At 70.5% G+C, this 25,508-nt stretch carries 15 protein-coding genes and 1 pseudogene; 10 read left to right on the top strand and 6 right to left on the bottom strand.

Annotated elements, in window-relative coordinates:
* Positions 1–313 precede the first annotated feature (313 nt).
* Genes TsocGM_RS19280 through TsocGM_RS19270 form a run of 3 tightly spaced genes read left to right on the top strand, consistent with a single transcriptional unit; the run spans position 314 to position 3,154 of the window.
* Positions 314–742 (top strand): hypothetical protein, encoded by a 429-nt coding sequence (locus TsocGM_RS19280; protein WP_126727098.1) that lies wholly within the window; start codon positions 314–316, stop codon positions 740–742.
* Positions 742–2,220: an Asp-tRNA(Asn)/Glu-tRNA(Gln) amidotransferase subunit GatB gene (gene gatB / locus TsocGM_RS19275; RefSeq protein WP_126727097.1), complete on the top strand. Its 1,479-nt coding sequence runs from the start codon at positions 742–744 to the stop codon at positions 2,218–2,220. The genes TsocGM_RS19280 and gatB overlap by 1 nt, the downstream gene beginning before the upstream one ends.
* A gap of 28 nt (positions 2,221–2,248) precedes the next feature.
* On the top strand, positions 2,249–3,154 hold the full coding sequence (locus TsocGM_RS19270) for a sugar phosphate isomerase/epimerase family protein (RefSeq protein ID WP_126727096.1): 906 nt from the start codon (positions 2,249–2,251) through the stop codon (positions 3,152–3,154).
* Positions 3,155–3,263: 109 nt separating this feature from the next.
* Here TsocGM_RS19270 and TsocGM_RS19265 read toward each other — a convergent pair whose 3' ends face one another.
* The 3 genes and pseudogenes from TsocGM_RS19265 to TsocGM_RS19255 form a co-directional block, all read right to left on the bottom strand.
* A complete protein-coding gene (locus tag TsocGM_RS19265; RefSeq protein WP_126727095.1) occupies positions 3,264–4,667 on the bottom strand; it encodes an alkaline phosphatase family protein in 1,404 nt (467 codons plus the stop codon).
* Between the two features lie 265 nt (positions 4,668–4,932).
* A pseudogene (locus tag TsocGM_RS27960) lies at positions 4,933–6,075 on the bottom strand (cytochrome c biogenesis protein); the annotation flags it as partial.
* A gap of 1,775 nt (positions 6,076–7,850) precedes the next feature.
* Positions 7,851–10,319 carry a cytochrome c biogenesis protein ResB gene (locus tag TsocGM_RS19255; protein ID WP_126727093.1) on the bottom strand — a complete coding sequence of 823 codons (2,469 nt, stop codon included), beginning with the start codon at positions 10,317–10,319 and terminating at the stop codon, positions 7,851–7,853.
* Positions 10,320–10,708: 389 nt separating this feature from the next.
* On the opposite strand from TsocGM_RS19255, the gene TsocGM_RS19250 reads away from it, so the two are divergent.
* The 5 genes from TsocGM_RS19250 to TsocGM_RS19230 all read left to right on the top strand — a co-directional run bounded on the left by TsocGM_RS19250 (position 10,709) and on the right by TsocGM_RS19230 (position 19,128).
* Entirely contained in the window at positions 10,709–11,680 is a 972-nt protein-coding gene (locus TsocGM_RS19250) for a Gfo/Idh/MocA family oxidoreductase (protein WP_126727092.1), read from the top strand.
* A 242-nt stretch (positions 11,681–11,922) separates the two neighbouring features.
* Positions 11,923–14,256: an ArnT family glycosyltransferase gene (locus TsocGM_RS19245; RefSeq protein WP_126727091.1), complete on the top strand. Its 2,334-nt coding sequence runs from the start codon at positions 11,923–11,925 to the stop codon at positions 14,254–14,256.
* A 147-nt stretch (positions 14,257–14,403) separates the two neighbouring features.
* Positions 14,404–17,166, top strand: a complete 2,763-nt coding sequence (locus tag TsocGM_RS19240; RefSeq protein WP_158633636.1) for a protein kinase domain-containing protein — start codon at positions 14,404–14,406, stop codon at positions 17,164–17,166.
* Between the two features lie 148 nt (positions 17,167–17,314).
* Complete coding sequence (locus TsocGM_RS19235) at positions 17,315–18,307, top strand: zinc-dependent alcohol dehydrogenase family protein (protein ID WP_126727089.1); 993 nt, start codon at positions 17,315–17,317, stop codon at positions 18,305–18,307.
* 473 nt (positions 18,308–18,780) lie between these two features.
* Positions 18,781–19,128, top strand: a complete 348-nt coding sequence (locus TsocGM_RS19230; protein WP_233579037.1) for a hypothetical protein — start codon at positions 18,781–18,783, stop codon at positions 19,126–19,128.
* A gap of 146 nt (positions 19,129–19,274) precedes the next feature.
* Here TsocGM_RS19230 and TsocGM_RS19225 read toward each other — a convergent pair whose 3' ends face one another.
* Genes TsocGM_RS19225 through pabB form a run of 3 tightly spaced genes read right to left on the bottom strand, consistent with a single transcriptional unit; the run spans position 19,275 to position 22,683 of the window.
* Complete coding sequence (locus TsocGM_RS19225; protein WP_126727088.1) at positions 19,275–20,375, bottom strand: Nif3-like dinuclear metal center hexameric protein; 1,101 nt, start codon at positions 20,373–20,375, stop codon at positions 19,275–19,277.
* On the bottom strand, positions 20,372–21,238 hold the full coding sequence (locus tag TsocGM_RS19220; RefSeq protein WP_126727087.1) for an aminotransferase class IV: 867 nt from the start codon (positions 21,236–21,238) through the stop codon (positions 20,372–20,374). Before TsocGM_RS19220 ends, TsocGM_RS19225 begins: the two co-directional genes overlap by 4 nt.
* Positions 21,235–22,683 (bottom strand): aminodeoxychorismate synthase component I, encoded by a 1,449-nt coding sequence (gene pabB, locus TsocGM_RS19215; RefSeq protein WP_233579036.1) that lies wholly within the window; start codon positions 22,681–22,683, stop codon positions 21,235–21,237. Before pabB ends, TsocGM_RS19220 begins: the two co-directional genes overlap by 4 nt.
* A gap of 373 nt (positions 22,684–23,056) precedes the next feature.
* On the opposite strand from pabB, the gene TsocGM_RS19210 reads away from it, so the two are divergent.
* A complete protein-coding gene (locus tag TsocGM_RS19210) occupies positions 23,057–23,857 on the top strand; it encodes a sugar phosphate isomerase/epimerase family protein (RefSeq protein WP_126727086.1) in 801 nt (266 codons plus the stop codon).
* Positions 23,858–23,886: 29 nt separating this feature from the next.
* Positions 23,887–24,552, top strand: a complete 666-nt coding sequence (locus TsocGM_RS19205; protein WP_126727085.1) for a hypothetical protein — start codon at positions 23,887–23,889, stop codon at positions 24,550–24,552.
* The last annotated feature ends 956 nt before the right edge of the window (positions 24,553–25,508 follow it).

Below are 25,508 nucleotides of genomic sequence, written 5' to 3'. Positions count from 1 at the left end.
TCCATGGGTTTTATGCCTTGGAAATCCTCCTGAAAGCGACGTCGTGCCGGCAACTGGACCTCGAACACCTGCATAGCAAGTTCCAGGTCCATGACCTCGACTTCCGGCTCGTCCTCTCCGGATTGCGAAAACGACTGTATACCGACCCGATGATCGTCGACAGGTGGTCAAAGGCTCGCAAGTATCAAGATCGCATCAATCGGCTTCGTTATGGCCAGGAGGTCGCGAGCAGGAAGGAGAGCGAGGCGTTCCATCGCAGCCTTCACGCAGTGGCGAACGACGGTTGGAAACCCAGCACTTACGGAGTCATCCCATGGATCACGCGGCAGACCTGAAGGCCAAGGCCTTGCGAATCGCCGGGGAGATCCACCAGTACGCCTCGGAGAAGGGGTGGACGCCGGGCTCCTACCAGATCTTCGCCAATATGAACACCTCCTGGGGGATCATCCGGATCGGTGTCGCTTCAGATCACTTCAAGAAGGATTCCGGATACGACGAGGTGTCCGACGAGGATTTCGTGGATTTGATCAAGTATCTGCAGCGAGAGCTATCGGGAGACCCCGGCCTCTACGAATCGATCAGCTTAAATCTCTGCACGTTCGACGATTCCGCCGGCCTCACGACCTTCTATTACCCCAACCTCGAGTCCGACGACGTCGAGATCGATTTCGCCGACCTCAATCCGGGCGTCGTCGACCCGCGCACCGCATTCGTCCGCGCGTCCTCCCAGGGCGGGAACTGATGGACTACGACATCATCATCGGCCTCGAAATCCACGTCCAGCTCCAGACCGAGAGCAAGATGTTCTCCGCCTGCGGCACCGAGTTCGGCCTCCCGCCGAACACGCAGACGGACCCCGTCTCCCTCGGCCTTCCCGGAACGCTTCCCGTCATGAACGGCAAGGCGTTCGACCTGGCGCTGAAAACCGCCATCGCCTTCGGAGCCGACATCGCCCGCTTCACCAAGTGGGACCGCAAGAACTACTACTACCCCGACCTGCCCAAGAACTACCAGATCAGCCAGTACGACCTCCCCTTCAGCACCGGAGGAGCCCTCCCCATCCCCGAGCGCAAGGACGGCGGCGGAGGCGGCTCCGTCCGACTGACCCGCATCCACCTCGAGGAAGACACCGGCAAGATGATCCACGCCGCCGGCGGCCTGTCCGAGGTGGATCTCAACCGCGCCGGCGTCCCCCTGCTGGAGATCGTCACCGAGCCCGACCTCCGCGACCCCGCCGACGCCCGGGGATGCCTGGAGGAGCTGCGGTTGACGCTCCGCTACCTCGGCGTCTCGGACTGCGAGATGCAGGAGGGGAGCCTCCGCTGCGACGCCAACGTCAACCTCCACATCACGAAGGACGACGGCTCCAAGGTCGCCACTCCGATCGTCGAGATCAAGAACATGAACAGCTTCAGCGCCGTCGAAAAGGCGCTGAGGTACGAGATCGAGCGCCAGTTCGAGAAGTGGAAGGACGACGGCCTCACCATCAAGGACGCCCCCAAGGAAACCCGGGGCTGGAGCGACCCCGACGGCATCACCAAGCCCCAGCGTCAGAAGGAAACGGCCGCCGACTACCGCTACTTCCCCGAGCCCGACCTCGTCCCCGTCGAAGTCGACGACGCCTGGATCGCCCGGATCCGAGAGGAGATCGGCGAGCTTCCGATGGCCCGCCGCCGCCGGTTCGAGTCGGAGTATGGCCTCTCGCCTTACGACGCCAACGTTCTCGTCGAGCAGGGCCAAGACGTGGCCGACTACTTCGACGCCGTGGCCCGGGAAACCGGCGAGGCGAAGCTCGCCAGCAACTGGATTCAGCAGGACGTCCTCCGCGTCATCAAGGAGAAGCGGCTCCCCCTGGCCGACTTCCCCGTCGGCCCCGCCGCGCTGGCCGACCTGATCAACCGGGTCAAGAACAAGCAACTGAACACCAATCAGGGCCGCGAGGTCCTCGCCGCGATGATCGAGACCGGCAAGCCCGCCGACGCCGTCATCGCCGAGGGGGGGTACGGCCTCATCGGCGACCGAGACGAACTGGCCGCGGTCGTCGCCGCCACCATCGAGGCCAACCCCAAGGCCCTGGACGATCTGGCCGGCGGCAAGAAGAAGCCCGAGGCCGTCAAGGGCTGGCTCCGCGGCCAGGTGATGAAGCGGACCCAGGGCAAGGCCGACCCCCAGCTCGTCGTCGAGCTGCTGGAGGCCCGCCTCGCCGAGCTCGGCCATTGACCGCCCCCTTCCCCGGAGCACGACGCCCATGATCCCCCGCCGATCGTTCCTCCGCACCGCCGGGCTCGGCCTGACCGCCTCCCTCTCCGCCGGGGCCCGCCCCGCCTCCTCCCAGGAGCCCTCGGCCGAGAAACCGTTCCGCAAGGCCATCAAGATCGGCATGGCGCCGCGCAACCTGCCGCTCGTCGAGCGCTTCAAGCTCATCAAGGCCTGCGGGTTCGAGGGGGTCGACATGGACAGCCCCAACGACCTGCCCCTCGACGAGGTCCTCCGCGCCCAGGAGGAATCCGGCCTGATCATCCACGGCTGCGTCTGCTCCACCCACTGGGCCAGCCCCCTTTCCCACCCCGACCCCGAGGTCCGCGCCAAGACCATCGCCGGCATGACGACCGCCATGGAGGACTGCAAGGCCTACGGCGGCACCACCGTGCTCCTCGTCCCCGCGGTCGTCAACGCGGAGATCTCCTACGCCGACGCCTACCAGCGCTCCCAGGCCGAGATCCGCACGCTGCTCCCGAAGGCCGAGGAGACCGGCGTCACCATCGCCTTCGAGAACGTCTGGAACAACTTCCTGCTCAGCCCGCTCGAATTCGCCCGCTACATCGACGAGTTCGAGAGCGACCGCGTCGGCGCCTACTTCGACATCGGCAACGTCGTCCGCTACGGCTGGCCCGAGCACTGGGTCACGGCCCTCGGCGATCGCATCGTCAAGCTCGACGTGAAGGAATACAGCCGAGAGATCATGATGGACGAGGGCACCGGCAAGGGCTTCAACGTCCCCCTCGGCGAGGGGTCCGTCGACTGGCCCGCCGTCCGCCAGGCCCTCGACTCCGTCGGCTACCGCGGCTGGGCCACCGCCGAGCTTCGCGGCGGCGACGCCGACTACCTCAAGGACATCGCCGCTCGCATGGACCGCTGCTTCGGCATGGCCTGAGGACGCCGCTCCAGGATCCCTGGACATCGAGCGGGGGACTGGGCGAGCCCAGCCTTCCCTGTCAGCCCGATCCCCCCTCCGTCCGTCTTCCAAGGAACGCCGACTCGTCTCAGTCCGACAGGTCCATCGCCTCGAGCAGCAGGTCCCGGATCGCCGTCATCGGCACCGGGACGCCGTCCTCAGGCGAAGGGCCGTGGCCGATGAGCACGGGACGATCGGCGTCGCTGTCGCCGGGCACGCCGTGGCTGCCTCGGACGATCGAGGGATCGAGCCCGATCAGGTCCATGAGCGTCCGGAAGCCGAGCGTCTTCTGCAACAGTCGGCGCATCGCCCGGAGCTTCGGGAAGGCCAGCTTCGGGTCGAAGTACAGCTCGACCGGGTCGTAGCCGGGCTTGCGGTGGATGTCGACCGTTCGGGCATAATCGGGGGCGTCCCGGTCGTCGAGCCAGAACGGGTAGGCGAACCAGGAGTCGGGCTCGGCCCTCAGGACCAGCTCTCCCGATCGGGGATGATCGAGGCCGATCTCCCCGCGCTCGTCGCCGACGAACACGCGGGCCACCCCCGGCTGCTCGGCGAGCCGATCCCGAACGAGCGGAATGTCCTCTGCTCTCCTCACATACACGTGGGCATGCTGGTGGTCGCAGACGGCGAACGCCCGGCTCTGGAACGTCTCCAGGTGATCGCCGAAGGCCCCGGGTCGGACGGAGAGAAACCCCTCCTCGCGAAGGGTGCGATTGGGCAACACCGCCCGGGACACGTCTCGGTGGGCGTACTCGCCGAAGACCCAGACCTTCGCCCCGACCGCCTCCGCCGCCTCCAGCAACGGCGCCGCGGCCTCGTCCAGCTCGCCCACCAGGCGAGGCAGGTCGCAGCCCGAGGGGCCGAACCGCTGCGGGTCGTAATCGAGGTGAGGCAAATAAACAAGCGTCAGGTCGGGCCGATCGGCCCGAAGCACCTCGGCCGCCCCGCGAGCGATCCAGCTCGTCGCTGGAAGCCCGGCCATCGGTCCCCAGAACGATGCGAACGGGAACGGCCCGATCTCCCGCTCGAGCCGGGCGGGCAGCTCCGGGGGGGAGCCCCAGATACCAAACACCTTGCTCCCGTCGGCGCCATAAAGCGGCTTGGGAGTGACCGAGAACTCGACCTCCGCCCCCTGGTTGAACCACCAGAAGAGCTTGGCGACGCGGAACGGCCGGCCCCGGCGCCTGGCCCGGGTCCGGGCGATCTCGTACAGCAGCTCGGCCTGCACGAGCCTGTTGCACTGCTGCCAGAACCGGACCTCTCCCGTCTCCCGGAACAGCCAGCCGTTGCCGACGATCCCGTGCTCCCTTGGCAATCTCCCCGTCAGCGCGGTCGCCTGAGCCGAGCACGTGACGGCCGGCTCGCAGTCGAGCACCGGCCGACTCCACCCCGACCGCGCGATCCGATCGAGCCGGGGAGCCATCGGCAGCAGCTTCGGCGTCAGCCCGACGGCACTAACGAGGACGATCGGGGCGGCGTTCGGCTCAGGCACGATCCTCGGGCTCCTCGTTCATGCGCTCGGCTCGGCTCGGCTTGGCTTGGCTCAGCTCGACTCGACTCGGAAACGAACCGGCCCGCCTCGCCTCCCAGGGAGGCGAGGCGGACCGATCGGCGTCCGATCGAAGGCCGCGGAGGGCGGCTCAGGAGGCCATCGCCGCCGGTCGAGGCTTCTCCACCCCTCGCCTCGCCAGCGATCTCCTCCAGATCGCCCCCGAGGGGAGAGAGCAGACCACGAGCGACGACAGCAGCACGGTCCCCTGATTCCCCCCCTCGGCGAAGCCATAACTGTGCAGGCCGACGCCCAGCAGGAAGTTCACCCCGTACCAGGCCATCAGCACCGAGAGGAAGCAGAAGACCGACGCGCAGACCATGCCGAAGCTGTTGATCCAGCCGGCGAACCTCCCGTGCAGCGGCACGAGGTAGACCAGCAGCGTGATCAGCGCCGAGACCTCCTTGGGGTCCCAGCCCCAGAAGCGTCCCCACGAGTAGTCGGCCCAGACGCCGCCGAGGATCGTGCCGGCCGCCACCAGCAAGACGCCCACCTGCAACGCCCGGTAGACGAAGCTGGCGATCGGCTTGACCTGCTCGGCCCGCTGCCTCATGGCCCGATCGCGGAGGTCGCCGTCGCCGGACTCGCCGCGAGCGGCGGCGACGCGAGCCTTGATCTCGGCCACGCTCGGCCGGGCGATCGTCGCCGTGCCCCCTCCGGCCGATTCCACCGAGGCGAGCCGTTCATCGGCCGACGACTCCGACGACTCCCCGGCCGCCCCGGCCCCGGCGGCCAACCCGGCCTGGTTCCGCAGCGAGAGCCGGGCGACCAGTTCGCCAAGCGCCCCGCTCAGGGCCATCACGGCCATCACGATCGCCGAGGCGATCAGCAGCCAGCCGCCGAAGAACAGGGCGTTGACGGCCGTCAGGTCCAGTCCCCACAAGCTGACCAGCGTTGTCGAGTCGGCCAGCCGCCCGCTGGACGACGCATAAACCGCCAGCGACCCCAGCAGCGCCACCGGAGGCATCGCCAGCAACGGCCGGAGCAGTCTCCCGTAGCGGACGTCGTGCCGATAGGGGCTGGTCAGGTAGAACCACGTGCCGATCAGCCCCAGGCCCAGCGCCAGGGCGAAGGCGGCGTAGCTGGAGACGATCGTGATGACGTGGATCGTCAGCCAGTAGTTGCTGCGGAGGATCGGGTTGAGCGCCTCGATGTTCGGATCGAGCACGCTCTGTGCGTTGGCCGCGATGATCGTGCACACCATCGCCACGCCGGCCGCCGCCGCCGCGGCGTAGACCCGGCGGTAGATCAGCTCCAGGGCCAGGCCGATCACCGCGGCGATCAGGGCGACCCAAATCACCGTCTCGTACAGGTTGGTCACCGGCGCCCAGCCGGAGATCAGGACCCGCATCGTGAACCCGTAGATCTCCAGGGCGATTCCCGAGACCAGGCCCGCCAACCCGAGGCCGTACAGCCCCTTGCGGATCGTCCCGAAGGTCCCGCCGCCGACCGTGCCGATCATCAGGCAGAGCCCGAGCATCAGGAAGCCGAGCCCGTAGGCCTCGGGGGCCTTGTAGAAGGGGGCGAACGTGTTGTAGTGCACCTCTCGGGCGACCTGTGCCACGTTCGGATACACGTTCACCTCGCCGGCCAGGTCCCGGGCCGACGCCACGACCGCCTCGGCCTGCGCCAGCGACAGCGAGCCGGGCTCCTCCGCCTCCGCCTCCCTCGCGGCGGTGACGGCCTCGCGGAAGGCGGCGACGTGCCCGGAGTCGTACCCGGCCTTCGCCAGCTCCTCGGGGTCGGCCTCCAGAATCAGGTCGACCGAGGCCCAGTCGGCATCGGAAGCCAGCCAGGTCCGGAGCATCTCGTCCGTGTCGTCATCGGTTCCGGGGGGCTTGCGGTCCTCGGCCTGAAGCTCGCTGTAGAACTCGGCCAGGGTGCCCAGCGCATCGCGCTCCACCGGGTTGAACTCGGCCCCGGGCACGTCGGACAGCACGGCGAGGAACTGGTCGATCGGATACTCCTGCCCGCTGGGAGTCTCCAGCACGACGAGTTTCACGTCCTGCATGTCGCGCTTCACGCGGTCCAGCAGCGGGAGGTTGAGCCGCTCCTTGTTCTCCTCGACGAACGCGTCGTACTTCTTCCTCGCCGCGGCCAGGTAGGAGACGTACGTGTCATTCGACGGCCTCGGAACCATCCGGTCGAGCGAAACCTCGGCCCCGAGCATCCCGATGCCGTGATCCCCCCGGATCGCCTGATATCGGCTGAGGCGGTTGAACACCTCGCCCACCTTCTTCTCCAGGGGGGTCTGCTTTGGCGGCACTCCCGTCGTCAGGTTGGGTCGGGACCGGATGGCGATGTCCATGTACCACTGCCGCAGGTCGACCTCCTTCCCCTTGAGCGTCAGGCGGGCCTCCTCCAGCTCGCGAGGGGAGAGGAACTTCTCGTGGCCATCGATGCGATGGGCCATCGCCTCGACCTCGTCCTGCAAGCGGTCGGGCAGTCCGGGATCCTTGGCGATCGCTTTCAGCTCGTCCGAGGTGGCGACCCCCTCAGGACCCTCCGCCTGGCGGTCGCGGATCTCCCGAACCCTCGACTTCAATGCATCGCTCGTCTCGGCGTCGTCGGCGATGCGGCCGAGCAGCGACGCGATCGGGCGCGAGAGAATCGCCCGGCGCAAGGGGATGTACTCGGCGAGGATGAAGCGCTGGTCGTCCCAGAAGTCGGGAGCATGCTGCCAGCTAAAGAGAGCGGAGACGGGGCCCCACTTGGCGCCGGGCTTGCCGTCCGGGCCGACCGGCTCGAACGTCTGGCGGCCGGTGATGGCCTTCACCTCCTGGCGGGCGACGGTGTCCAGCGGCTTGCGGCGGCCCTCATGCATCAGGACAAGGTGGCCGAGGGCCTCATACGCGGCCTCGTTCGGCCCGGCCGGGGGCGTCGTTCCGGATTCGTCCTGGGCTCGGGCCGGGGCGGCCAGCGCCGCGAGGGCCAGGGCCAGGCCGAGCCGGAGCCGAGCGGGATTGCGGAGCGTGCTCATGATCCGGTCGCCTTTCAATCGGTCCGTGGGGAGGGCGGGTCGGTCGCCGAGGGGTGGGTCGGGCGCCTCGACTTCGAGGAGGCACCCGGGGGGGACGCTCGCGGGCCGGGTCGGCACCCGCCGGTCGGTCGGTCGGTTGGCCCGGCTCAGAGGTCGTCGTCCTCTCCGGGGGGCGGCAGGGGTTCCTCCGGGGTCGGCTCCTCAGGTCGCCCGGCCCGCTCCCGTTCCCGCTTGCCGCCGTCGGTGAAGATGCCGGCCCTCATGTAGAATTGCAGGAACGTGCCGATGACCACCATCAGGCACCCGATGTAGATGATCTGCCAGGTCGGGTCGTACCGCACCTGGAACAGCGAGACGAACTCGCCGCTGGAGTCGGTCGGCGGGGTGAAGCTCGACTGGTAGAACGTGTAGCCGCGGTGCGACAGCGGCTCGTTCATCGAGATCGTGACCTTCTCCCCCTCGATCCCCCGCTCCTGGTCATAAAGCAGCACGTCGCTTTCATAATGGCTCGGCTGCCGGGTGCCCGGGTCGAATCGCCTCCGGAAGTCGACCAGCCGGAGCGAGAACGGCAGCTCCTTCCGGTCGACGTCGAAGGAGACGTTGTACGACTCCCTCGGGAAGGCGAACGTCTCGACCGCCCCGGGATTGGGCTTCAGCGTCGAGGTGGTCGAGAGCAGCACCCACCGCTCCTCGCTCTGCCCCCGGCGGGACAGCTTCACCCGGGCCGCCGGGGTCCCCTGGCCGGCTTGGCCGACGGGAAGCTCCCGATACACGTAGGTGAACCGGGGCACGGCCGACTCGAGGTAGTCGTCCACCGTGAAGGAGGCCTGCATCGCCCGGTTCGCTCCTCCGAAGGCGACGGCCTTCTCGCCCAGGTCCAGCTCGCCGGCGTTCTGGATCCCCTCGGCGTTGATCGTCCGGTAGTACAACTGGTGATCGCCGACGGCCAGCACCTCGATCGACCCCTTCAGCCCCTGCATGTCCTCGGAGAACTCCAGCGGCTTGTAGTACGAAACGCGCACCAGCCCCTCCGTCGGCTCGTACACGTTCGGCTGGTCGGTCGGGGAGAAGCTCATGGGAGGCATCGCGGCGCCGGGGATCGGCACGGCCCAGTGGACCACCTCCGGCCCGTCCCCGCGCTTGACGGAGAACTCGGCCAGCGGCATCTGCTCGTCCTTGGTGTTCTCGACAATCGCCAGCAGGAAGCTGCCGAGCGTGATCGGCCGAGACGGCCCCTGCCCCCCGGCGCTGACGTCGAACCGGGCCGACCGCAGCCGGTCGAAGATCCCCGGGTCGTTCAGGGCGCCGGACAGGTTGTAGGTCGCCGTCAGCGTGCTGCCGGTCAGCGTCGCCGTCTTCCCCTCAACCTTCGAGCCGTCGGGCATCACCCACGTCTCGGTGCTTGGGAAGTAGGTGGCGGTGCGGGTCCGGCCCGAGTCATCCTCGTAGTGCAGGCGGGCCGACTCGACCGCTCCCCGATCCGGCACCTCGAGGAAGTCGTTCACCGCCTCCCGGGCCGGCATCTCCTTGGATCGGGAGTCGTCGATGTACTGGAAGACCAGCCGGACCGGGCCGAGCGCGGTCACCTTCCGTTTGAACAGGTCCCCCGCGGTGATCCAGCGGTTCTCGTCGATGACGAACCGGTCCTGGAGCGGATCCATCGGGCTGATCATGTTCGGGGGCGTCAGCTCCATCGACACCTTCATCATCGGCACCCCGCCGGGCACCGGCTCGGCGATCCGCTTGCCGATCGCCGAGGGCAAGAACGCCGTGACCGACAGCTCGAACGGGTCGTCCTGCCTCGTCAGCACCTCGACCCGGTCCCGGGGCCATTGCCTCGGCCCGGGGAAGAACGGAAACGTGTACGTCTCTCCGGTCATGCGGCTCGCCAGCTCCTCCAGCTCTCCCCGATACCGGGCCGGCAGCGCCGGCTCGGCCGCCAGGGAGCGGAGCTCGGACGGGCCGGGGTTCCGCGACTGGAGCACGGCCACAATCCGGTCCTGCAAGGCATGCAGCGCGGCGTCCTGGGCGTCCCCCCCCTCGGCCTCGGCGCCGTGCTCATGCCCCTGGCCGACCTCCATGAAGATCTCCCGGAGCAACGCCTCCAGATCCTCCCTGGCTCGGGGGTCGGTCGCTTGCACCCGGATCGTGTAGTCGGTCGACCGGACGAGCGTGGACGAGGTTTCCCCCTCAACCATCGCGACCTGCCCCTCGTCCCCCGTCTGGAAGCTGATCCAGGAACCCACCAACAGCACCAGCAGCCCCGCGTGCGTCACCACGAAGCCCGTCTGCCGCTTCTTCCACGGGAACCGAATCGTCGCGGCGCAGAGGATATTGATCCCCAGCATCGCCAGCAGCAGACCGAACCAGCTCGTCTGGTAAAAATATTTCTGAAGCGCGGCGTTGCCGAATTTCCGCTCGTAGAGCATCCCGACAAAGATCACGATCGCCAGCAGCGAGATGCTCACAATCGCCAGCTTCAGCGACGCCAGGAAGCGGTAGATCCCATTGATGCCGCGCAGCAGGCGGCCCTCGCCACCGCGATCCGATTCCCCCTTGCGTCCCTTCGAGGACTTCGGCGGCGGGGACGACGGCTTCTTGGAGACGGTTGCCATGATCTGGTCACCTGGCTCTCGGTGGCTGGCCGGGCGGGGAGGACGCACGAGGGCCGGCCGGAGGGGGATCCGGCCGAGGGAAGGCGGGAGGGCGGGGGTCCGATCAGGAGGAGTGACGCTCCGGGCCTCGGCGATCGGCGGCCTCGGGCCGTCCGGCCCGTCCCTCTCGACGATTCCTTCTACGGGCGGCGGTTCGCCTGCGTTCGCGCGCCGATCGCTCTTCGGAGCACCTTCGATCCTAAAGCAATCCGGCACGCCCGGCAATCGCCTTTCCTCTCCTCGAACGCGGTTTTTCCAACAACTGTTGAATTTCCTCCGGCCGAGTCCGCCTAGGCGAAGTCGGCCCCGGCGGGCATAATCGGCCGTCGCCAGCAACGCGAGGCCGGGAGGTGTCGGGATTGAGCCGAGAGCGGTCGGGAACCGAGGTCCGGGTGGGGGTCATCGGGCTGGGTCGACCCTGGCTCGAGCGCTATCGGCCGTTGCTGGTCCGCCCTGGGGGTCCGGCCCGAGTGGTGGTCGTCTACGACCCGGTCGTCCACCGCGCCGAGCTGGAGGCGGACCGTCTCCCGTGCGCCGCCGCGGAGGGGATCACCGTGTTGCTCGATCGGGACGACGTCGAGGCCGTCTTCCTGCTCGACGAGCCCTGGTACGGCCCCTGGCCGATCGCGGCCGCGCTGGCCCGGGGCAAGGCCGTCTTCTGCGGGGGCCGTCCGAGGGCGGCCCTCGACGAGCTGGCCGCTCTGCCGACGGACCGGCTCCGAGACGCCCCGCCGGTCGTCCTCGAGTTGCACCACCGCTTCGCTCCCGAGACGATCCGACTCCGGGAGCTGCTGGCCACGACCCTCGGTCCCCCGCTCCGCGTTTCCGCCCGCATGACCGCCCCCGCGGTCGAGCGTTCCTCCTCCGACGACGATCCGGCCCCCGCCCTTCCCCTCCCGGCCGACCTGGCCATCGCGCTGGTGGACTGGTGCCGCACCCTCTTCGGCAGCGACCCGGCCTCGTCCCGGCTCCTGCGTCCCGGTGCCGACTCCTCCGACAACCTCCGGGTGCTCCTCCTCGACTTCCCGGAGGGGGGCTCCGCCCGGCTCTCCATCCGCCTGGTCCCGCCCAATCGCCCCCGTCCCCTCCATCGGCTCTCGGTCCGCACGGCCAAGGGCCGGGCCTGGATCACCCCCCCGGGGACGCTCCGCTGGTCGCTCAACCCCGGCGGGCTCCCCTCGGCCGAGTCGTTCCCCCCCGATCCCCCCACCGATCGCCTCGTCGAGCACTTCCTCCGCTCCGTCCGGGGAGAGTCCACGCTCGCCCCGGGCCTCGAGGAGCTGGCGACGCTCGATCGAACCAGCCGCCTCTTTGTCCCCTGATGGAGGCCCCGATGCCCAGGCCCCCCGACCTCGGACGCCCGATGCTGGCTACCAGATCACCGAAGGCCGAGGCCGGCGTCGAGAGAACCGAGGGCTGATCCTCCTCGAGTCCCCCTCCCTCGGCCCTCGAGCCCTCCCCGACTCCGGTTCCCCTTCCACCCCGCATCGACCGTCCGCCGCGATCCCTCGACGGCCAGCCGTCCTCCATCGACCGACCGCCACCCGGCACGGACGCCGCCCCCATGATCATCCCCCCTCGCCGAATCTGGCCCCTCGCCCTCCTGGCCTCGGCCGCGATCGGTCTCGTGCTGCTCATCGACGGCGCCGGGAAGAGCTCGGCCTCCTACGATGAGGTCGCCTACCTCCGCCTGGCCGCCCAGTGGTGGCGGACCGGGGACCTGGAGACGATCGGCCGGATGGGATCGCCGCTGACGTTCCTGAAGCTCCAGCAGGCGCCGGCCCTCTGGTTCGTCGACCGCACCGGGCGATCCGGCTGGATCGACGACCCGATCGCCCACCAGGCGCTCCTCTTGCCCATGGCTCGGATCGGGGCCCTCTGGCTCTGGGGAGCCGGCCTGGTGTTGACCGCCTGCTGGGCGCGATCCCTTTACGGCCCGAGCGCGGCGGCGATGGCGGCCCTGCTCTTCGCCCTCAGCCCAAACCTGCTGGCGCACGGCGGGCTGATCACCATGGAGCTGCCCCTGCTGGTCTTCTGGACCGCCTCGGTCGCCCTCTTCTCCCGGTTCCTGGAATCGGGAGACCGGAGGGCCTTCCTGGCCTCCTCGGCGGCGGCGGGAGTGGCCTTCTCCTGCAAGTTCACCACGATCCTCCTGCCTCCGATCCTGGCTCTGGGCTGGCTCGTCGATCGGAGGCTCCGGGGAGATTGCCGGCCGATCCGGCTCCTGCTGCGGGTCTGCTCCGGAATGCTGGCCTTCGTGGTCGTGCTGCTGGCGACCGACCTGCTCGTCACCGGCTTCGCCACCATGACCCCCTCCGCCCGGGTCGGCTCGGAGCATCCCAGCCTCTCCGGCCGCTTCGGCCCGGGGGTCGACGGCTGGCTGGTCCGCTTGGCCGAGCGTCGCTGGCCGCAAGACTGGGTGGCGCTGGCGATCCAGATGATCCACCAGCGATCCGGAGGGATGAGCTACCTGCTCGGGCAGCGTCGCTCGACCGGCTGGTGGTATTACTACCTGGTCGCCCTCGCGGTGAAGGTGCCCCTGGGCGTCTGGCTGCTGTTCGGGGGCCGAGCGGCGGCGGGGGTGCGGGGGCTCCGATCCGGATGGCGGCGGCCATCGAGTGGAGAGGTGCTCATCGCCATGTCGATCGGGGCGATGCTGGTGCTGACCGCGCTGGGGTCGAAGCGGAATTACGGCCTGCGCTACCTGCTGCCGCTGGCTCCTTCGGCCATCGTCTGGGTCTCCCGGCTGGCCGAGGGGCCGAGGGGAGCGCGAGCCCTCTCGGCCGTCGGCCTGCTGCTGATGGCGGTCACGGTGGCCCGGTGCCACCCGCACGAGCTTTCGTATTTCAACGCCCTCGCCGGAGGCACGGCCGGGGGCCGCTTCGTGCTGGCCGACTCCAACCTCGACTGGGGTCAGGGGGCCCGGGCGCTGGCCCGGTTGCAGCGCATCGAGCCGGCCTACCGAGACCTGACGACGTACTACTTCGGCGATACCGACCCCGGCCACTACGGCGTCGTCGGGGTCCGCTTCGTCGTCGACGCCGCCGCCGACCACCCCGGGCTGCCCGCCCGCTTCCGGGCCGAGACCCGCTTTGTCGCCGTCTCCGCCTCGCTCCAGCACGGTCCCTGGGGCCCCGAGGGGTACTTCCGGGCGCTGGACGGAGTCCCTCCCGATCGGTTGACCGACGACGGCACCATCGCCATCTATCGCTCCGATCGCGTCTTCGGGTCAGAACAGGTCGCGGCCCCGGGTGAGGCGGTCCTCCAGCCCGTCGGCCAGCTCGGCGATGCGGCGGACGATCACCCTGGCGTCCGCCTCGAAGGCGGCCTCGGGCGTGAGGTTCCTGATGACGACGAAATATTCCTCACCCCGCAGCACCTTGATGGCGAAGTGCCCCTCGACGGTCACGGCGTTGAGCTTCAGCAGCGAGGTCCCGTCCCGCTGGTTCGCCGGCCCGCACACCGACACCAGGGAGATGATCGGCCGGTCCTCCCGGTCGGTGCCGACGTAGCCGACGTACACCGCCTGGTGCCGCTGCGACGGCATCGGGACGTCCAGCCGGTAGCCGTGTCCGGCCGGATGGGCCCGAAATCCGGAGCGTTCGGCGAACTCGCGAATCACCCGAGACGTATCGGGGTCGGCCGGGTCGGGCACCTCGTAGGGTCCCAACGCCTCCTGGGCCGCCTCGGCATCCGGCTCGACCGAGCCCAGCGGCAGCCCGCAGCTGGCGCAGAAGCGGGCCGAGGTGTGGTTCTCCCCCGTGCATCGGGCGCAGATGATCGTGGAGAGGGACATGGGGAGCGGACTCCGGGGGGGCGGACGGGCCGGCCCCGCCCCTCCCTGCCGGCCGAGGGGCGGGGCCGATCGTCTCAGGATAGCCCGGCCCCCTCGGGCTGAACACCCCCCGGCGCCTCGCCCGGCGCCTGGTTCCGGTACAATCCTTGCGAACGGCTCGAGCTCCTTCCCCCCGATCGGCCCTCCGGCGGTCGGCCGGCCGTCGGGTGGGGGGCGCGCAGTGGGGAGGCGATCGAGGCGATGGCGTCGGTGTCCTGCCGCCGATGCGGGCGGCGCCTGGAGTTCTCCGGGGCTCGCCCGCTTTTTTGCGCCTATTGTGGCCAGCCGCTCGACGGCCCCGGCCTTGAGGCGACGATCGACTACACCCCCTCCCCCGCCGCCGACTCCGGCCCGGACACGGCCGCCGATCCGGCCGCCGATGTCGCCGTCGAGCTGCCCGATCGCCTGGCCGGCTACCGGCTGATCCGTCGGATCGGCGATGGCGGCATGGGATCGGTCTTCGAGGCCGAGGACGAGGCGCACGGCCGCCGGGTCGCGCTGAAGATCCTCTCCGACCGCCTCGGCAGCGGGTCCGACGCCATCGAGCGCTTCCGCCAGGAGGGCCGCCTGGCGGCCACCATCAGCCACCCGCGCTGCGTCTTCGTCCTGGCCGCCGACGAGGTGGGCGGCCGCCCCTACATCGTCATGGAGCTGATGACCGGGCAGACCCTCCAGGGCCTGGTCGAGCAGGGCGGGCCGCTGCCGGTCGAGGAAGCGGTCGCCCGGGTCCTGGACGTCATCGAGGGCCTGGCCGAGGCGCACCGAGTCGGCGTGATTCACCGCGACGTGAAGCCGTCCAACTGCTTCCTCGAGCGCGACGGCCGGGTCAAGATCGGCGACTTCGGCCTCTCCAAGTCGCTCGCCACCGACGCCCGGCTCACCCGCACCGGATCGTTCATCGGCACTCCCCTGTACGCCTCCCCCGAGCAGATCAAGGGGGAGCCGGTCGACGTGAGGACCGATATCTACTCCGTCTCCGCGACGCTCTACTTCCTGCTGGCCGGCTGCCCCCCCTTCGAGGCGAACGACGCCGCGGCGGCGTTGGCCCGGATCGTCTCCGAGGCCCCCCGTCCCCTCCGGGAGCGCCGGCCCGACATCCCGGCCGGCCTGGAGTCCGCCGTCCTCCGAGGCCTGGAGCGCGACCGGGATCGCCGCTGGCGGACGCTCGACGAGCTGCGGGACGCCCTGCTGCCGTTCGCTCCGCACCCGATTCCCGACGCCGGGCCCGCCGGCCGGCTGGGCGCCTTCCTCGTCGACGCCGCGGTGATCGCCGCCCTTTGGGCCGTCCTCCACCTGCTGGCCTTCCGCCCCCTCTTCGGCGAGCTCTGGGGGATGATGGTCGCCGACGTGGTTTCCTGGGTCGCCTACTTCGGGCCCATCGAGGGGCTCTGGGGGGCCGCCCTCGGCAAGCGTCTCTTCCGCATCCGGGTCTTCCGGGCCGACCGCCGGGCCGAGCCCGGGATCATCCGGGCGACCCTCCGAGCGCTGGCCCTCTACGCCATCGTCGCCCTGCCGTGGTCCCTCTCCACCACGGTCAGGGAGGCCTCGTGGGGGGACCGGATCCCCCGCTGGGGGCTGGAGTCGGCCGCCGTCGCCGTCGCCCGCCTCGGCTTGCCGATCCTGGGCCTGGCCGCCGTGATCGCCCCGATGCGACGGCGCAACGGCTACCGAGGCCTGCACGAGTTCCTCAGCCGAACCCGCACCGTTCGCCTCCCGCGCGCCTCCCGGCGCCGAGAGCCCGCCACCCGCCGCCGGTCGGCCCGGGACAGCAGCGTCGTCCGACGCCCCGCCGGCGTGCTCAGCCGGATCGGCCCCTACCGGATCCGGGGGGCCGTCCGCTGGGAGGCCGACCGCCGCGTGCTGACCGCCGAGGACTCCGGCCTCGGCCGGGAGGTCTGGGTCGTGCTCGGCCCCCCCGGAGGCCCCCAGCCCGCTCCCCCCCGGCGCGACCTGAACCGCCCCACCCGATCGCGCTGGATCTCCGGCGGCGACCTCCCCGAGGGCCGCTGGGACGCCTATACCGCCCCCTCCGGCGCCCCGGTGGTCGACGTCGCCGGCCCCGACGGCCTCCCCTGGGGAGAGGTCCGCCCCATGCTCGCCGAGCTGGCCGAGGAGCTGGCCGCCGCGATCAACGACGGCACCCTGCCCGACGTCCTCGGGCCGGAGCAGGTCTGGGTCGAGCCCGACGGCCGCGTCCAGCTCGTCGATCCCCTGGCCGGAGCCCCTCCCGGCCCCAGCCCGGTCAGTCCCGACCGCCGCGCCCTCGACCTGATCGCCCGGGTCGCCGCGCTCGCCCTCGAAGGAGGCCGCCGCCGCCTTTCCGACGGCTCCTCCCCGATCCGGGCCCCCGTCCCCCGCCACGCCCGGATCGTCCTCGACCGCCTCACCGGCTCCCCCCCTCCCTTCGACCTCCTCTCCGAGGTCCGAGACGCCCTCCGCTCGATGGCCGGAGAGCCCGACGAGCTGGGCTTCGTCCCTCGAGGCAACCGGCTCTGGACCTACCTCGGCTCCATCCCCCTGCGCCTCGCAGCCGCCGCCCTGGCCGTCACGATCCTCGACGCCATCGGGGAACCTTCCTTGCATTCCGCCCCCGGCTGGCTCCACCAGGACCAGTTCGAGGCCATCCTGATCGTCTTCTTCTTCCTCGGCGGCTCGATGGCGGTGGCCTCCTTAACCCGGTGGCGATGGATCACCGGCCTGATCGGCGCCGACCTCGTCCGGGACGACGGCCTCCCCCCCGGCCGGGCCCGCTGCGCCCTGCGGGAGCTGGCCGCCTGGACTCCTCCCTTGCTGCTGGGCCTGCTGGCCTCCTTCCTCTCCTCGTCCGCCTCCTGGGACTCTCCCCCGTGGGCCGTCTGGGGGCTCTGGACCCTGCCGGGCCTCTGGGCCCTCGCCGACATGGCCCACGAGCTCGTCTTCCCCGGGCGGATGCTCCACGATCGCCTCTCCCGCACCCGCCTGGTCCCCCTCTGAGCCCGTAGCCCCCGGTTCCTCCAGCCCTCCGGCCCTGCCTCCCACCGACTTTCCTCTGGTATCCGGCCGCGGGAATCCGCCATCCTGGTCTCCCTTCCGACCTGACCCGACCCGACGACCATCGACCGCCTCCTCCCGAGGAGCCCCCATGCACGCCGCCGTTTTCGATCGCTTCGGCGAGCCCGCCGAGGTCCTCCAGGTCCGTGAGGTCCCCACCCCCGAGCCCGGCCCCAACCAGGTCCTCGTCCGGATGATCGCCAGCCCGATCAACCCCTCCGACCTGCTCTACACCCGGGGCAGGTACTCGATCATCCCCTCGCTGCCGGCCTCCCCCGGATTCGAGGGGGTCGGCGTGGTCGAGAAGGCCGGGCCGGGGCTCTACGGCAAGGCACTCGTCGGGCGCCGGGTGGCCGTGCTCAATGGCGAGGGGGGCAACTGGGCCCAGTTCGCGGTCATCCCCGCCGTCCAGGCGATCCCCGTCCCCGGCCCGATCCCGGACGAGCAGGTCGCCTCGTTCTTCGTCAACCCGGCCACCGTGCTGGCGATGGTCCGCCACGAGCTGGCCGTGCCGAAGGGGGAGTGGCTGCTCCAATCGGCCGCCAACTCCGAGCTGGGCAAGATGATCATTCGCCTCGGCCAGCACGACGGCTTCCGGACGATCAACGTCGTCCGCCGCCCCGAGGCCGCCGAGGAGCTGCGCGCCCTGGGGGCCGACGCCGTGGTCCTCACCGCCGACGGCCCGATCCCCGAGCAGGTCCGCCGGATCTCCGGCTCCGACGGCGTCCGCTTCGCCCTCGACCCGGTCGGCGGCGACATCGGCACCGGCGTCTTCGAGGCGCTGGGCCCCTCGGGCACGCTGCTGGCCTACGGCTCACTCTCCGGAGAGCCCATCCGGGTCAACACCCGGCTGATGATCTCCGGCCGCCGCGTCCTCCGAGGCTTCTGGCTCGGCCACTTCATGAGAAGCCGCAGCAAGGCCGCCGCCCTCCCCCTGTTCCTCCAGGTCGGCCGCCTGATCCGGCAGGGAGTCCTCCGCACCACCGTCGGCCCCAGCTTCGGGCTCGACGCGCTGGCCGAGGCGGTCCGCCTCGCCGAGCAGCCCGGACGCCCCGGCAAGGTCCTCCTCCGCCCGAACGGCTAAGCCGTCCTCCCGCCGCCCTCGGGACGCGGTTTTCGGTTTTTTTGTCGCCGATCCCCCCCCAGGTCGGTAAAATGCATCATCAACGTCAGACGGCCGCTTCCGAACGCCTCCCCTCGAAGTCGCCCCGCGCTCCGAGCGCGTCTACCCTGCCTCTCACCGCCGACCGAACCAAATCGCTCCACTCGATTTGTCGGTCCTCGGTAATCCGACCGGGCGCCTCCCGCCCGTCGGCTCGCAGGGTTGCCGCACCGGACCTGGCGTCCTAGATTGCGTTCGGGGTGGCCCGATCGGACCGGGGCCCCTCCCCCCGCGGGGCGGCACGCCCGGCCCGGCCCGATTTCCAATCGCAAGTGAGCACGAGTGCAAGCCCCGGCGGTCTCCGTCGGCGGAGGATCCTCCGGATCGGTCCCCTCGGATCGCCCCGGCCCCCCCTCCCGCCGTCCGGGACGGGCCGGGCGGGGAACTGAAGTACGATGGCAGTTTCGCAGACATCGGGGACCCAGGACTGGCGTGCGATCGCCCAGCTCAGCTCCGGAGGAGAACGGCTGCTTTGCGTCGGCGAGAGTTCCTCACAGGTCCGCGCCGCCTATGTCGGCGCCTGGGGTGAAGTGATCCGCGACGAGGACCGCCCCACGGTCCAGTCCATCTCCCTCCAGAAGTGGATCGGCCAGGTCTGGGCCGGCTCCTGGGAGCACCAGCAAACGCTGGAGGTCCCCGCCACCCCCCGCAAGGAGAAGGCCGAGGCCAACGGCAACGGCAACGGCAACGGGAACGGCAACGGCAACGGCAAGGCCCACTCCGCCGAGGTCGCCGAGTCCTGATCCTCAGCCTCAGCTTCCGGCCGGCCGCTTCCGCCTCCCTCTCCCCTCCCAACGCGACCGGCCCCCGCCGCCACCCCCGATCGATCCCCGGTGCCAGCGCGTCGCCGGGGATCGGCTGTTCTCCAGGGCGTCGCGCGGCGGCGAACTCAGATCCCCCGCAGCGGGTCCGTCTCCTCCCGGCTCGCCCAGACCAACAGCCCCGGGAAGGCTCTTCCCAGCCGATCGGCCAGCATCTCCACCGCCGGCCGCTCCGTCGCGTGGTGTCCGGCGACGATCATCCCCATCCCCAGCGCTTCCGCCTCCAGGGCGCGGTGGAACCGCGCCTCTCCCGTCAGGAACACGTCCGCCCCCGCCTGCGCCGCATCTCGGACGAACTCGTCGGCCCCCCCGCAGGCCACCGCCACCCGCTCGACCTCCCGCTCCGGCTCCCCGACGAACTGGAGGCCCGGCGCCGGCAGGCGTTCCCGAAGCGAGCGGGCCAGCGCTCCCAGCGAGGTCCGCGACGGCAGCCGGCCGACGCGCCCCACTCCCGGCCCCTGGCCCGCGACGATCGTCGGATACACGTCGATCGCCGGCTCCTCATACGAGTGCGCCCGCCGGACCGCTGCCAGCACGCCCGGGAGCCGTTCCCTCGGACAGACGAACTCGATCCGATGCTCCGGCGCCGACTCCCGACGGCCCGGCCTCCCCACCGTCGGGTTCGTCCCCTCGAGCCCGAGGAACGTGCCAAACCCCGCGACCGTGTAGGAGCACTCCTCGTAATCGCCGATCCGGCCCGCCCCCTCCCCGAACGCCGCCGCCAGCACCGCCTCGCGATCCGACTCCGGCGAGAACACCACCACCTTGCACCCCTGGCTCGTCCCCGGAGGCTTCAGCGGCCCCACCTCCTCCAGCCCGAGCAGCTCGCAGAGGACGTCGTTGATCCCTCCCCTCGTGTTGTCGAAGGCCGTGTGCGGGCTGTAGATCCCGATCCCCGCCCTCGCCAGCGACCACAAGACGCCATCCTCCCCGTCCGCCCTCAGCCGCTGCACGGGTTTGAACCAGACCGGGTGATGGCTCACGATCAAGCCCACCCCCGCCCCGATCGCCTCCCCCGCGCTCCGGGGAGTGACCGTCAGGCACGTCATCACCCGCTCAACGGTCGCCGCCGGATCCCCCAGCAGCAGGCCGACGTTGTCCCAACCTTCCGCCAGCCGGGTCGGGGCGAACTCCTCCAGCCACGAGGCGATCTCGGCCACGGTCGTCATCGGGCGTCCTCCGATCGGAGCCAGCAGTCCAGGTCGTCCATCAGGAGCCGGGTCAGGGGGCCCGGCGGCTCGAACCGGATCGGCCGGCAGGGCTCCTCCCCGGAGGCGTCCACCTCGGCCACCGGAATGATCCCCCGCACGGCGTTCGTCAGAAAGCACTCGTCGGCCCGCCGGAGGTCCTCGATCGCGACGATCGGCGGAGCTTCAACGGCGATCCCCAACGCCACCGCCCGCTCGACGACAACCTCCCGCATGATCCCCGCCAGGATCGGCCGAGGCCTCCCCGATTCCGAGCGCGCTGCCGGCGTGATCAGGCGGTTCGCCGAGACGAGGAACACGTTCGTCCGGCTCCCCTCGAAGATCGCCCCCGACTCGTCCCGGCTCAGGGCCTCATCGTACCCGAGCCGCCTCGCCCGCTCGAAGGCGAGCCGTCGCGACCAGTAGTTCAACGCCTTCGAGCGCATCAGAAGCTCGTCCTCGCCCGGGGACCAGCCCGAGCAGACCCTCGCCCCTGGCCGGGAGATCGGCGGGGGGAGGGGCCGGGCCCTCATCCAGAGCGTTCCCGGCCTCCCGTCGTCGTACCCGCCGGAGAGGGTGATCCGAAGGGCGCAATCCCCGTCGATCCCCTCCTCGTCCCGCAGTGCGAGCACCGCGGCCTCGTCCGGCAGCGCTCCCGGATCGATCGGGATCTCCAGCTCCCGGGCCGACCTCGTCAACCGGGCCAGGTGCCGATCCAGCAGCGTCGGCCGGCCGTCCCAGGTCCTCAGCGTCTCGAACAGGCCGAGCCCGTGCTCGAACGTCCGGTCGAGCACACTGACCGAAAGGGCCTCGTCGGGCACGATCTCCCCGAGCACCCAGATCATGCCGATCCCTCCAGCACCTCCCGCATCGCCCGGCCCTTGTGCAGCGTTTCCTCGAATTCGAGCTGCGGGTCGCTGTCGGCCACGATGCCGCCTCCGACCTGATAGGTCACTCGGTTTCCCTCGACCAGCATCGTCCGGATCGCGATGTTGAACGCCGATCGCCCACAGGCGCTGAGGTATCCGATCGATCCGGTGTACAGGCTTCTCCGGTTCGGCTCCAGCTCGTCGATGATCTCCATCGCCCGGATCTTCGGCGCCCCGGTGATCGACCCCCCGGGGAACATCCTCGGGATCAGCTCCATCGGCACGGTCGCCGGGGTCGCCGGCCGGGGCAAGCGGCCCTCGACCGTGGCCACCTGGTGATACACCGTCTGGAACCGCTCGATCCGGCTCGGCTCGGTCACCCGGACGGTCCCATACGAGCAGAACCTCCCCAGGTCGTTCCGCTCCAGGTCGACGATCATCGCCAGTTCCGCCCGGTCCTTCTCGCTGGCGATCAGCGCGGCGAGCATCGCCTCGTCCTCCTCCGAGGTCGCCCCCCTCGGCCTCGTCCCCTTGATCGGCCTCGTCTCGACCCGGTCGCCGATCACCTCCACGAACAGCTCCGGGCTGGAGCTGACCACCGCCCGGCCGTCCTCCAGGGCCAGATACGCCGCGTAGGGAGCCGGGCTCCGGCGCCGGAGCCTCAGGTACAGGTCGAGCGGCTCGGGCTCCCCGATCGCCTCGAAGCGCTGGGAGATGTTCGCCTGGAAGATATCCCCGGCGTGAATGTATTCGATCGTCCTCCGGATCGCCTTCCGGTAGGCGCTGGGCTCGACGTTGCTCGACGGCCCGGCGGTGATCCGGGACCGAGGCAGCCGAACCGGGGGTGATTCCAGCTCCCGTCGCCAGCTCCTGGCCCTCTCCTCCAGGGCCTCCGGCCCCTGCCGACGGAGATCGACCGCCCAGAGGGTCGCCTCGGCCGATCGGTGGTCGATGGCCACGAAGGTGTCATACCAGGACAGCCTCAGGTCCGGCAGCCGGCTGTCCCGGGGGGCCTTCCTCGGCAGCCGTTCCAACCGGGGGGCCAGGTCGTAGCCGAAGAAGCCGATCACCCCTCCCAGGAACGGGGGAACCCTCCCATCCTCCTCGACCATCTCCCTCGGCCGGGAGGCCGCCATCGCGGCCAGCTCCGCCCCCAGGCCCGGGCAGAGGCCCTCCATCGGGCTGATCGAGGGGGTCGCCCCCGGGAAGGTGAGGGACGCCTCCCTCCGATCGGAGGCCTCGATCGTCCGCCAGGGCCGGGCCGCCAGGATGCTCCACCGCCCCGCCTCCCCCAGCCCCGTCCCGCCGTCGAGCAGCGCCGCCCCCTCCATCTGCCCGACCCGCATCCTCAGCCGGTCGGCCGGCAGATCGATCGGCAGCCGCAGGGGAGGGGCGATCGGGAGCGTTCGGGTCCGGGGCACGTCGGGGCTCCGTCGGGCGGTCGTCGTCGTCGGTGGGAAAGGGGAGGGCGGGCCGGACTCGATGCGATCGAGAGAGCGTCGCTGCTGGCGGGGTCCGGGGGAGGGTTGACCCCGTCGGGGGGCTTCCGGAGCCGGAGGGACGCGGGACCGGCCTCCCCGGGTCTCCCGGACTCCTGCAACCGTGGGAAGGGGAGATCGGTGGACCGTTTCCGAGTCGATCGATCGATTGATCCGCCAGACTGGGTTCCCGAGGAGGCCGGCCCTCCCCAGCCCCAGGGGCGATTCGCAGCCGGGGCCCCGTCCGATACAATTCAACCCATCAGACCAGAGCCGCCCCCCCGGCGCCAATTCCGACCGAACCGGGTTGCCTTCCATGATCCGCTCCCCTCTCGGCCTCCGACTCCTGCCCGACCCCGACCGCTCCCTCAAGGACCAGCTCCGAGAGGCGGCCCGCCTCGGCACCCGAGGGGTCGTGCTCGACGCCTCCGGCGACCTCAACCCCGCTCGACTCTCCGAGACGGGCCGCCGGGACCTCCGCCATACCCTCCGCTCCGCCGAACTTTCCCTGATCGCCCTCCACCTCCCGACCCGACGCCCCTTCGACACCGACGACCAGCTCGACGACCGCCTCGCCAAGGCTTCCTCCGCCTTCACCCTCGCCTTCGACCTGGGGGCCCGGCTCGTCCTCGCCCGGGTCGGTGCCGTCCCCCCCGAGTCCGACTCCGCCCGACGCGACATCTTCTCCCTTGCCCTGACCGAGCTGTCCCGCCGAGCCGACCATCGCGGCGTCCGCCTCGCCATCGAAACCGGCGCCGAGCCGGGCGCCGACCTCCGCGCCTTCCTCGACGCCCTCGACCAGCCCGGCCTCGCCGCCAGTCTCGATCCGGGAGCCCTGCTCCGCTTCGGGCACGACCCGATCGAGGCCGCCCGGGCCCTCGGCCCCCTCGTCGCCCACGCCTACGCCCGAGACGCCACCTCCTCCTCCCTCGACGAGGGCCCGGCCCGGCCCAACCCCCGAGGCTTCGGCTTCGCCCCCGGCGTTCTCGACTGGGAGGAATACCTCGGCTCCCTCGAGGAAATCAACTACGACGGCTTCCTCACCATCTGGCCCGACCCCAACCGGCCGATCGAGCCGCAGTACAAGGCCCTCTCCGACCGTTTCGCCCGCTTCTGAACCTCGACTCCCCTCCCCGAGGCCCCGAGATGACCGAGACGACCCCGGCCCCTCCCCGGCTCCCCCGGTTCACCGTGGGCCGGCTCATGGGGCTGATCGTCCTGGCCGCCCTCGTCGGCGCCCAACCGCTCCTGATCTTCCCGATGGCGGGAGTGCTCCTGTTCATCCTGCTTCGACGCTCGGGCGCCGCGACGCCCGTTGCCGTCGCGCTGGGCCTCGCCAGCGTCCCCCTCCTCGCGTTCCTCTGCCTCGTCGGCGTTCTGTTCGTGATGAGCACCCCTGCCCGCTCCGACGCCGAGTACCACGCCCTCGGCCGTCGGCTGGCCGACCTGCCCGGCGTCACCGTCGTCGATTCCTGGGCGCACGAGGACCTGACCCTGGAGGACTGCGGCTTCACCCTCCAGGTCCGCGACTGCCCCCCCGTCCGCGTCGACTTCTTCGACGGCCACGACTGGTCCGGCCAGTTCCGCAGCATCGACGGCGTTGTCGTCCGCAAGCGGAACCGCCCGGACCTCCGGCTCCCGGTCGACGACCTCGCCGCTCGGGGCCTTCCAATCCGAAACCTGGCCGATGTCCTCGCCCGGCTCGAGGACCTCCTCGGCGCCGCCGACCTTGCGTCATCGACCGGGGAGGGCCCTCCCCAGTCGGGGCGCTGGGTCGTCCTCACCGACCCGACCGGCACCGGGCTCCCTTGATCCCCGCCGGGCGCTCTCGGTCCCGAGGGGCTAGGGTGACGATCTCCAGGAGCCCAGCCCCGGCACGCTCCTCGACGCCGGGGGAGACGCGCCCCCTCCTCCCCGCACCCCCTCGAAGCCCGAGTGGCGTTCCCCCTCCCCTTCGTCCCGACTCGGGATTCCTGCCTGCCCTCCCCCGATTTCCCGATGATCTGATCAAAAGGGCCGACCTCCGCCCGGCCGTCCCCCGTCCGTCTCGATCCCGAGCCGATCTCTCGGAGGACTCCCGGCCTCTCGTCTTTGGCAATTCGACTCGACCCGAAGACCCGAAGACGCCCCAGCCTCCTCGATCCCGACCCCCGAGGAGCACATCCCCCCCTCCGCTCCGAGCGAAGGGAGGGCCTCCTTCCCGGGCCTCGCGCTGGAGAACGGCGTCGCTCCCAGGGCCTCTCCCTGGACGACGGCATCGCTTCCCGGGCCTCGCGCTGGAGAACGGCGTCGCTTCCTGGGCCTCGCGCTGAACGACGGCGTTGACCGACTCGGCCGTCCAACCAGAACGTTCGCCCGGACAGCTCTCCCTCTGCTCTCTGATTTGTTCCCTGATCCGTTCGCTGATTTGTTCCCTGATCCGTTCTCTGATTTGTTCCCTGATCCGTTCCGCCCAAGCCCAACCCCCTCTCCTCTGATCCGTTCCGCCCAAGGCTAACCCCGTCTTCTCTGATCTGTTGTTCCCAAGCCCAACCCTGTGCTCTCTGATCTGTGCTCTGTTGTGCTTGAGCAACGTTTCCTTCCGTCCCCTTCTGAACGGTCCACCTCACGGCCAGCGGAACGCCCCTGTCGCCGAAACGAAGGCACTGTCTCATCCGCCATCCTGTTGGGTTGACAGTTGTTGCGTCAATGCGGCGGGGTCGGCCTGCAGCAGCTCCCAGAAGTCGGCGGTCGGCAGCACCAGGCCCAGGACCTGGTAGGGGCAGCGG

The organism is Tautonia sociabilis (assembly GCF_003977685.1).
Classification (GTDB): domain Bacteria; phylum Planctomycetota; class Planctomycetia; order Isosphaerales; family Isosphaeraceae; genus Tautonia; species Tautonia sociabilis.
The sequence above is the reverse complement of the archived record's forward strand: the minus strand, read 5'-3'. Positions and strand labels throughout refer to the sequence as shown.

Coding starts and splice junctions, on each gene's coding strand:
- TsocGM_RS19280 (WP_126727098.1), top strand. CDS start 314: ATGGATCACGCGGCAGACCTGAAGGCCAAGGCCTTGCGAATCGCCGGG.
- gatB (WP_126727097.1), top strand. CDS start 742: ATGGACTACGACATCATCATCGGCCTCGAAATCCACGTCCAGCTCCAG.
- TsocGM_RS19270 (WP_126727096.1), top strand. CDS start 2,249: ATGATCCCCCGCCGATCGTTCCTCCGCACCGCCGGGCTCGGCCTGACC.
- TsocGM_RS19255 (WP_126727093.1), bottom strand. CDS start 10,319: ATGGCAACCGTCTCCAAGAAGCCGTCGTCCCCGCCGCCGAAGTCCTCG.
- TsocGM_RS19245 (WP_126727091.1), top strand. CDS start 11,923: ATGATCATCCCCCCTCGCCGAATCTGGCCCCTCGCCCTCCTGGCCTCG.
- TsocGM_RS19235 (WP_126727089.1), top strand. CDS start 17,315: ATGCACGCCGCCGTTTTCGATCGCTTCGGCGAGCCCGCCGAGGTCCTC.
- TsocGM_RS19230 (WP_233579037.1), top strand. CDS start 18,781: ATGGCAGTTTCGCAGACATCGGGGACCCAGGACTGGCGTGCGATCGCC.
- TsocGM_RS19225 (WP_126727088.1), bottom strand. CDS start 20,375: ATGACGACCGTGGCCGAGATCGCCTCGTGGCTGGAGGAGTTCGCCCCG.
- TsocGM_RS19220 (WP_126727087.1), bottom strand. CDS start 21,238: ATGATCTGGGTGCTCGGGGAGATCGTGCCCGACGAGGCCCTTTCGGTC.
- TsocGM_RS19210 (WP_126727086.1), top strand. CDS start 23,057: ATGATCCGCTCCCCTCTCGGCCTCCGACTCCTGCCCGACCCCGACCGC.
- TsocGM_RS19205 (WP_126727085.1), top strand. CDS start 23,887: ATGACCGAGACGACCCCGGCCCCTCCCCGGCTCCCCCGGTTCACCGTG.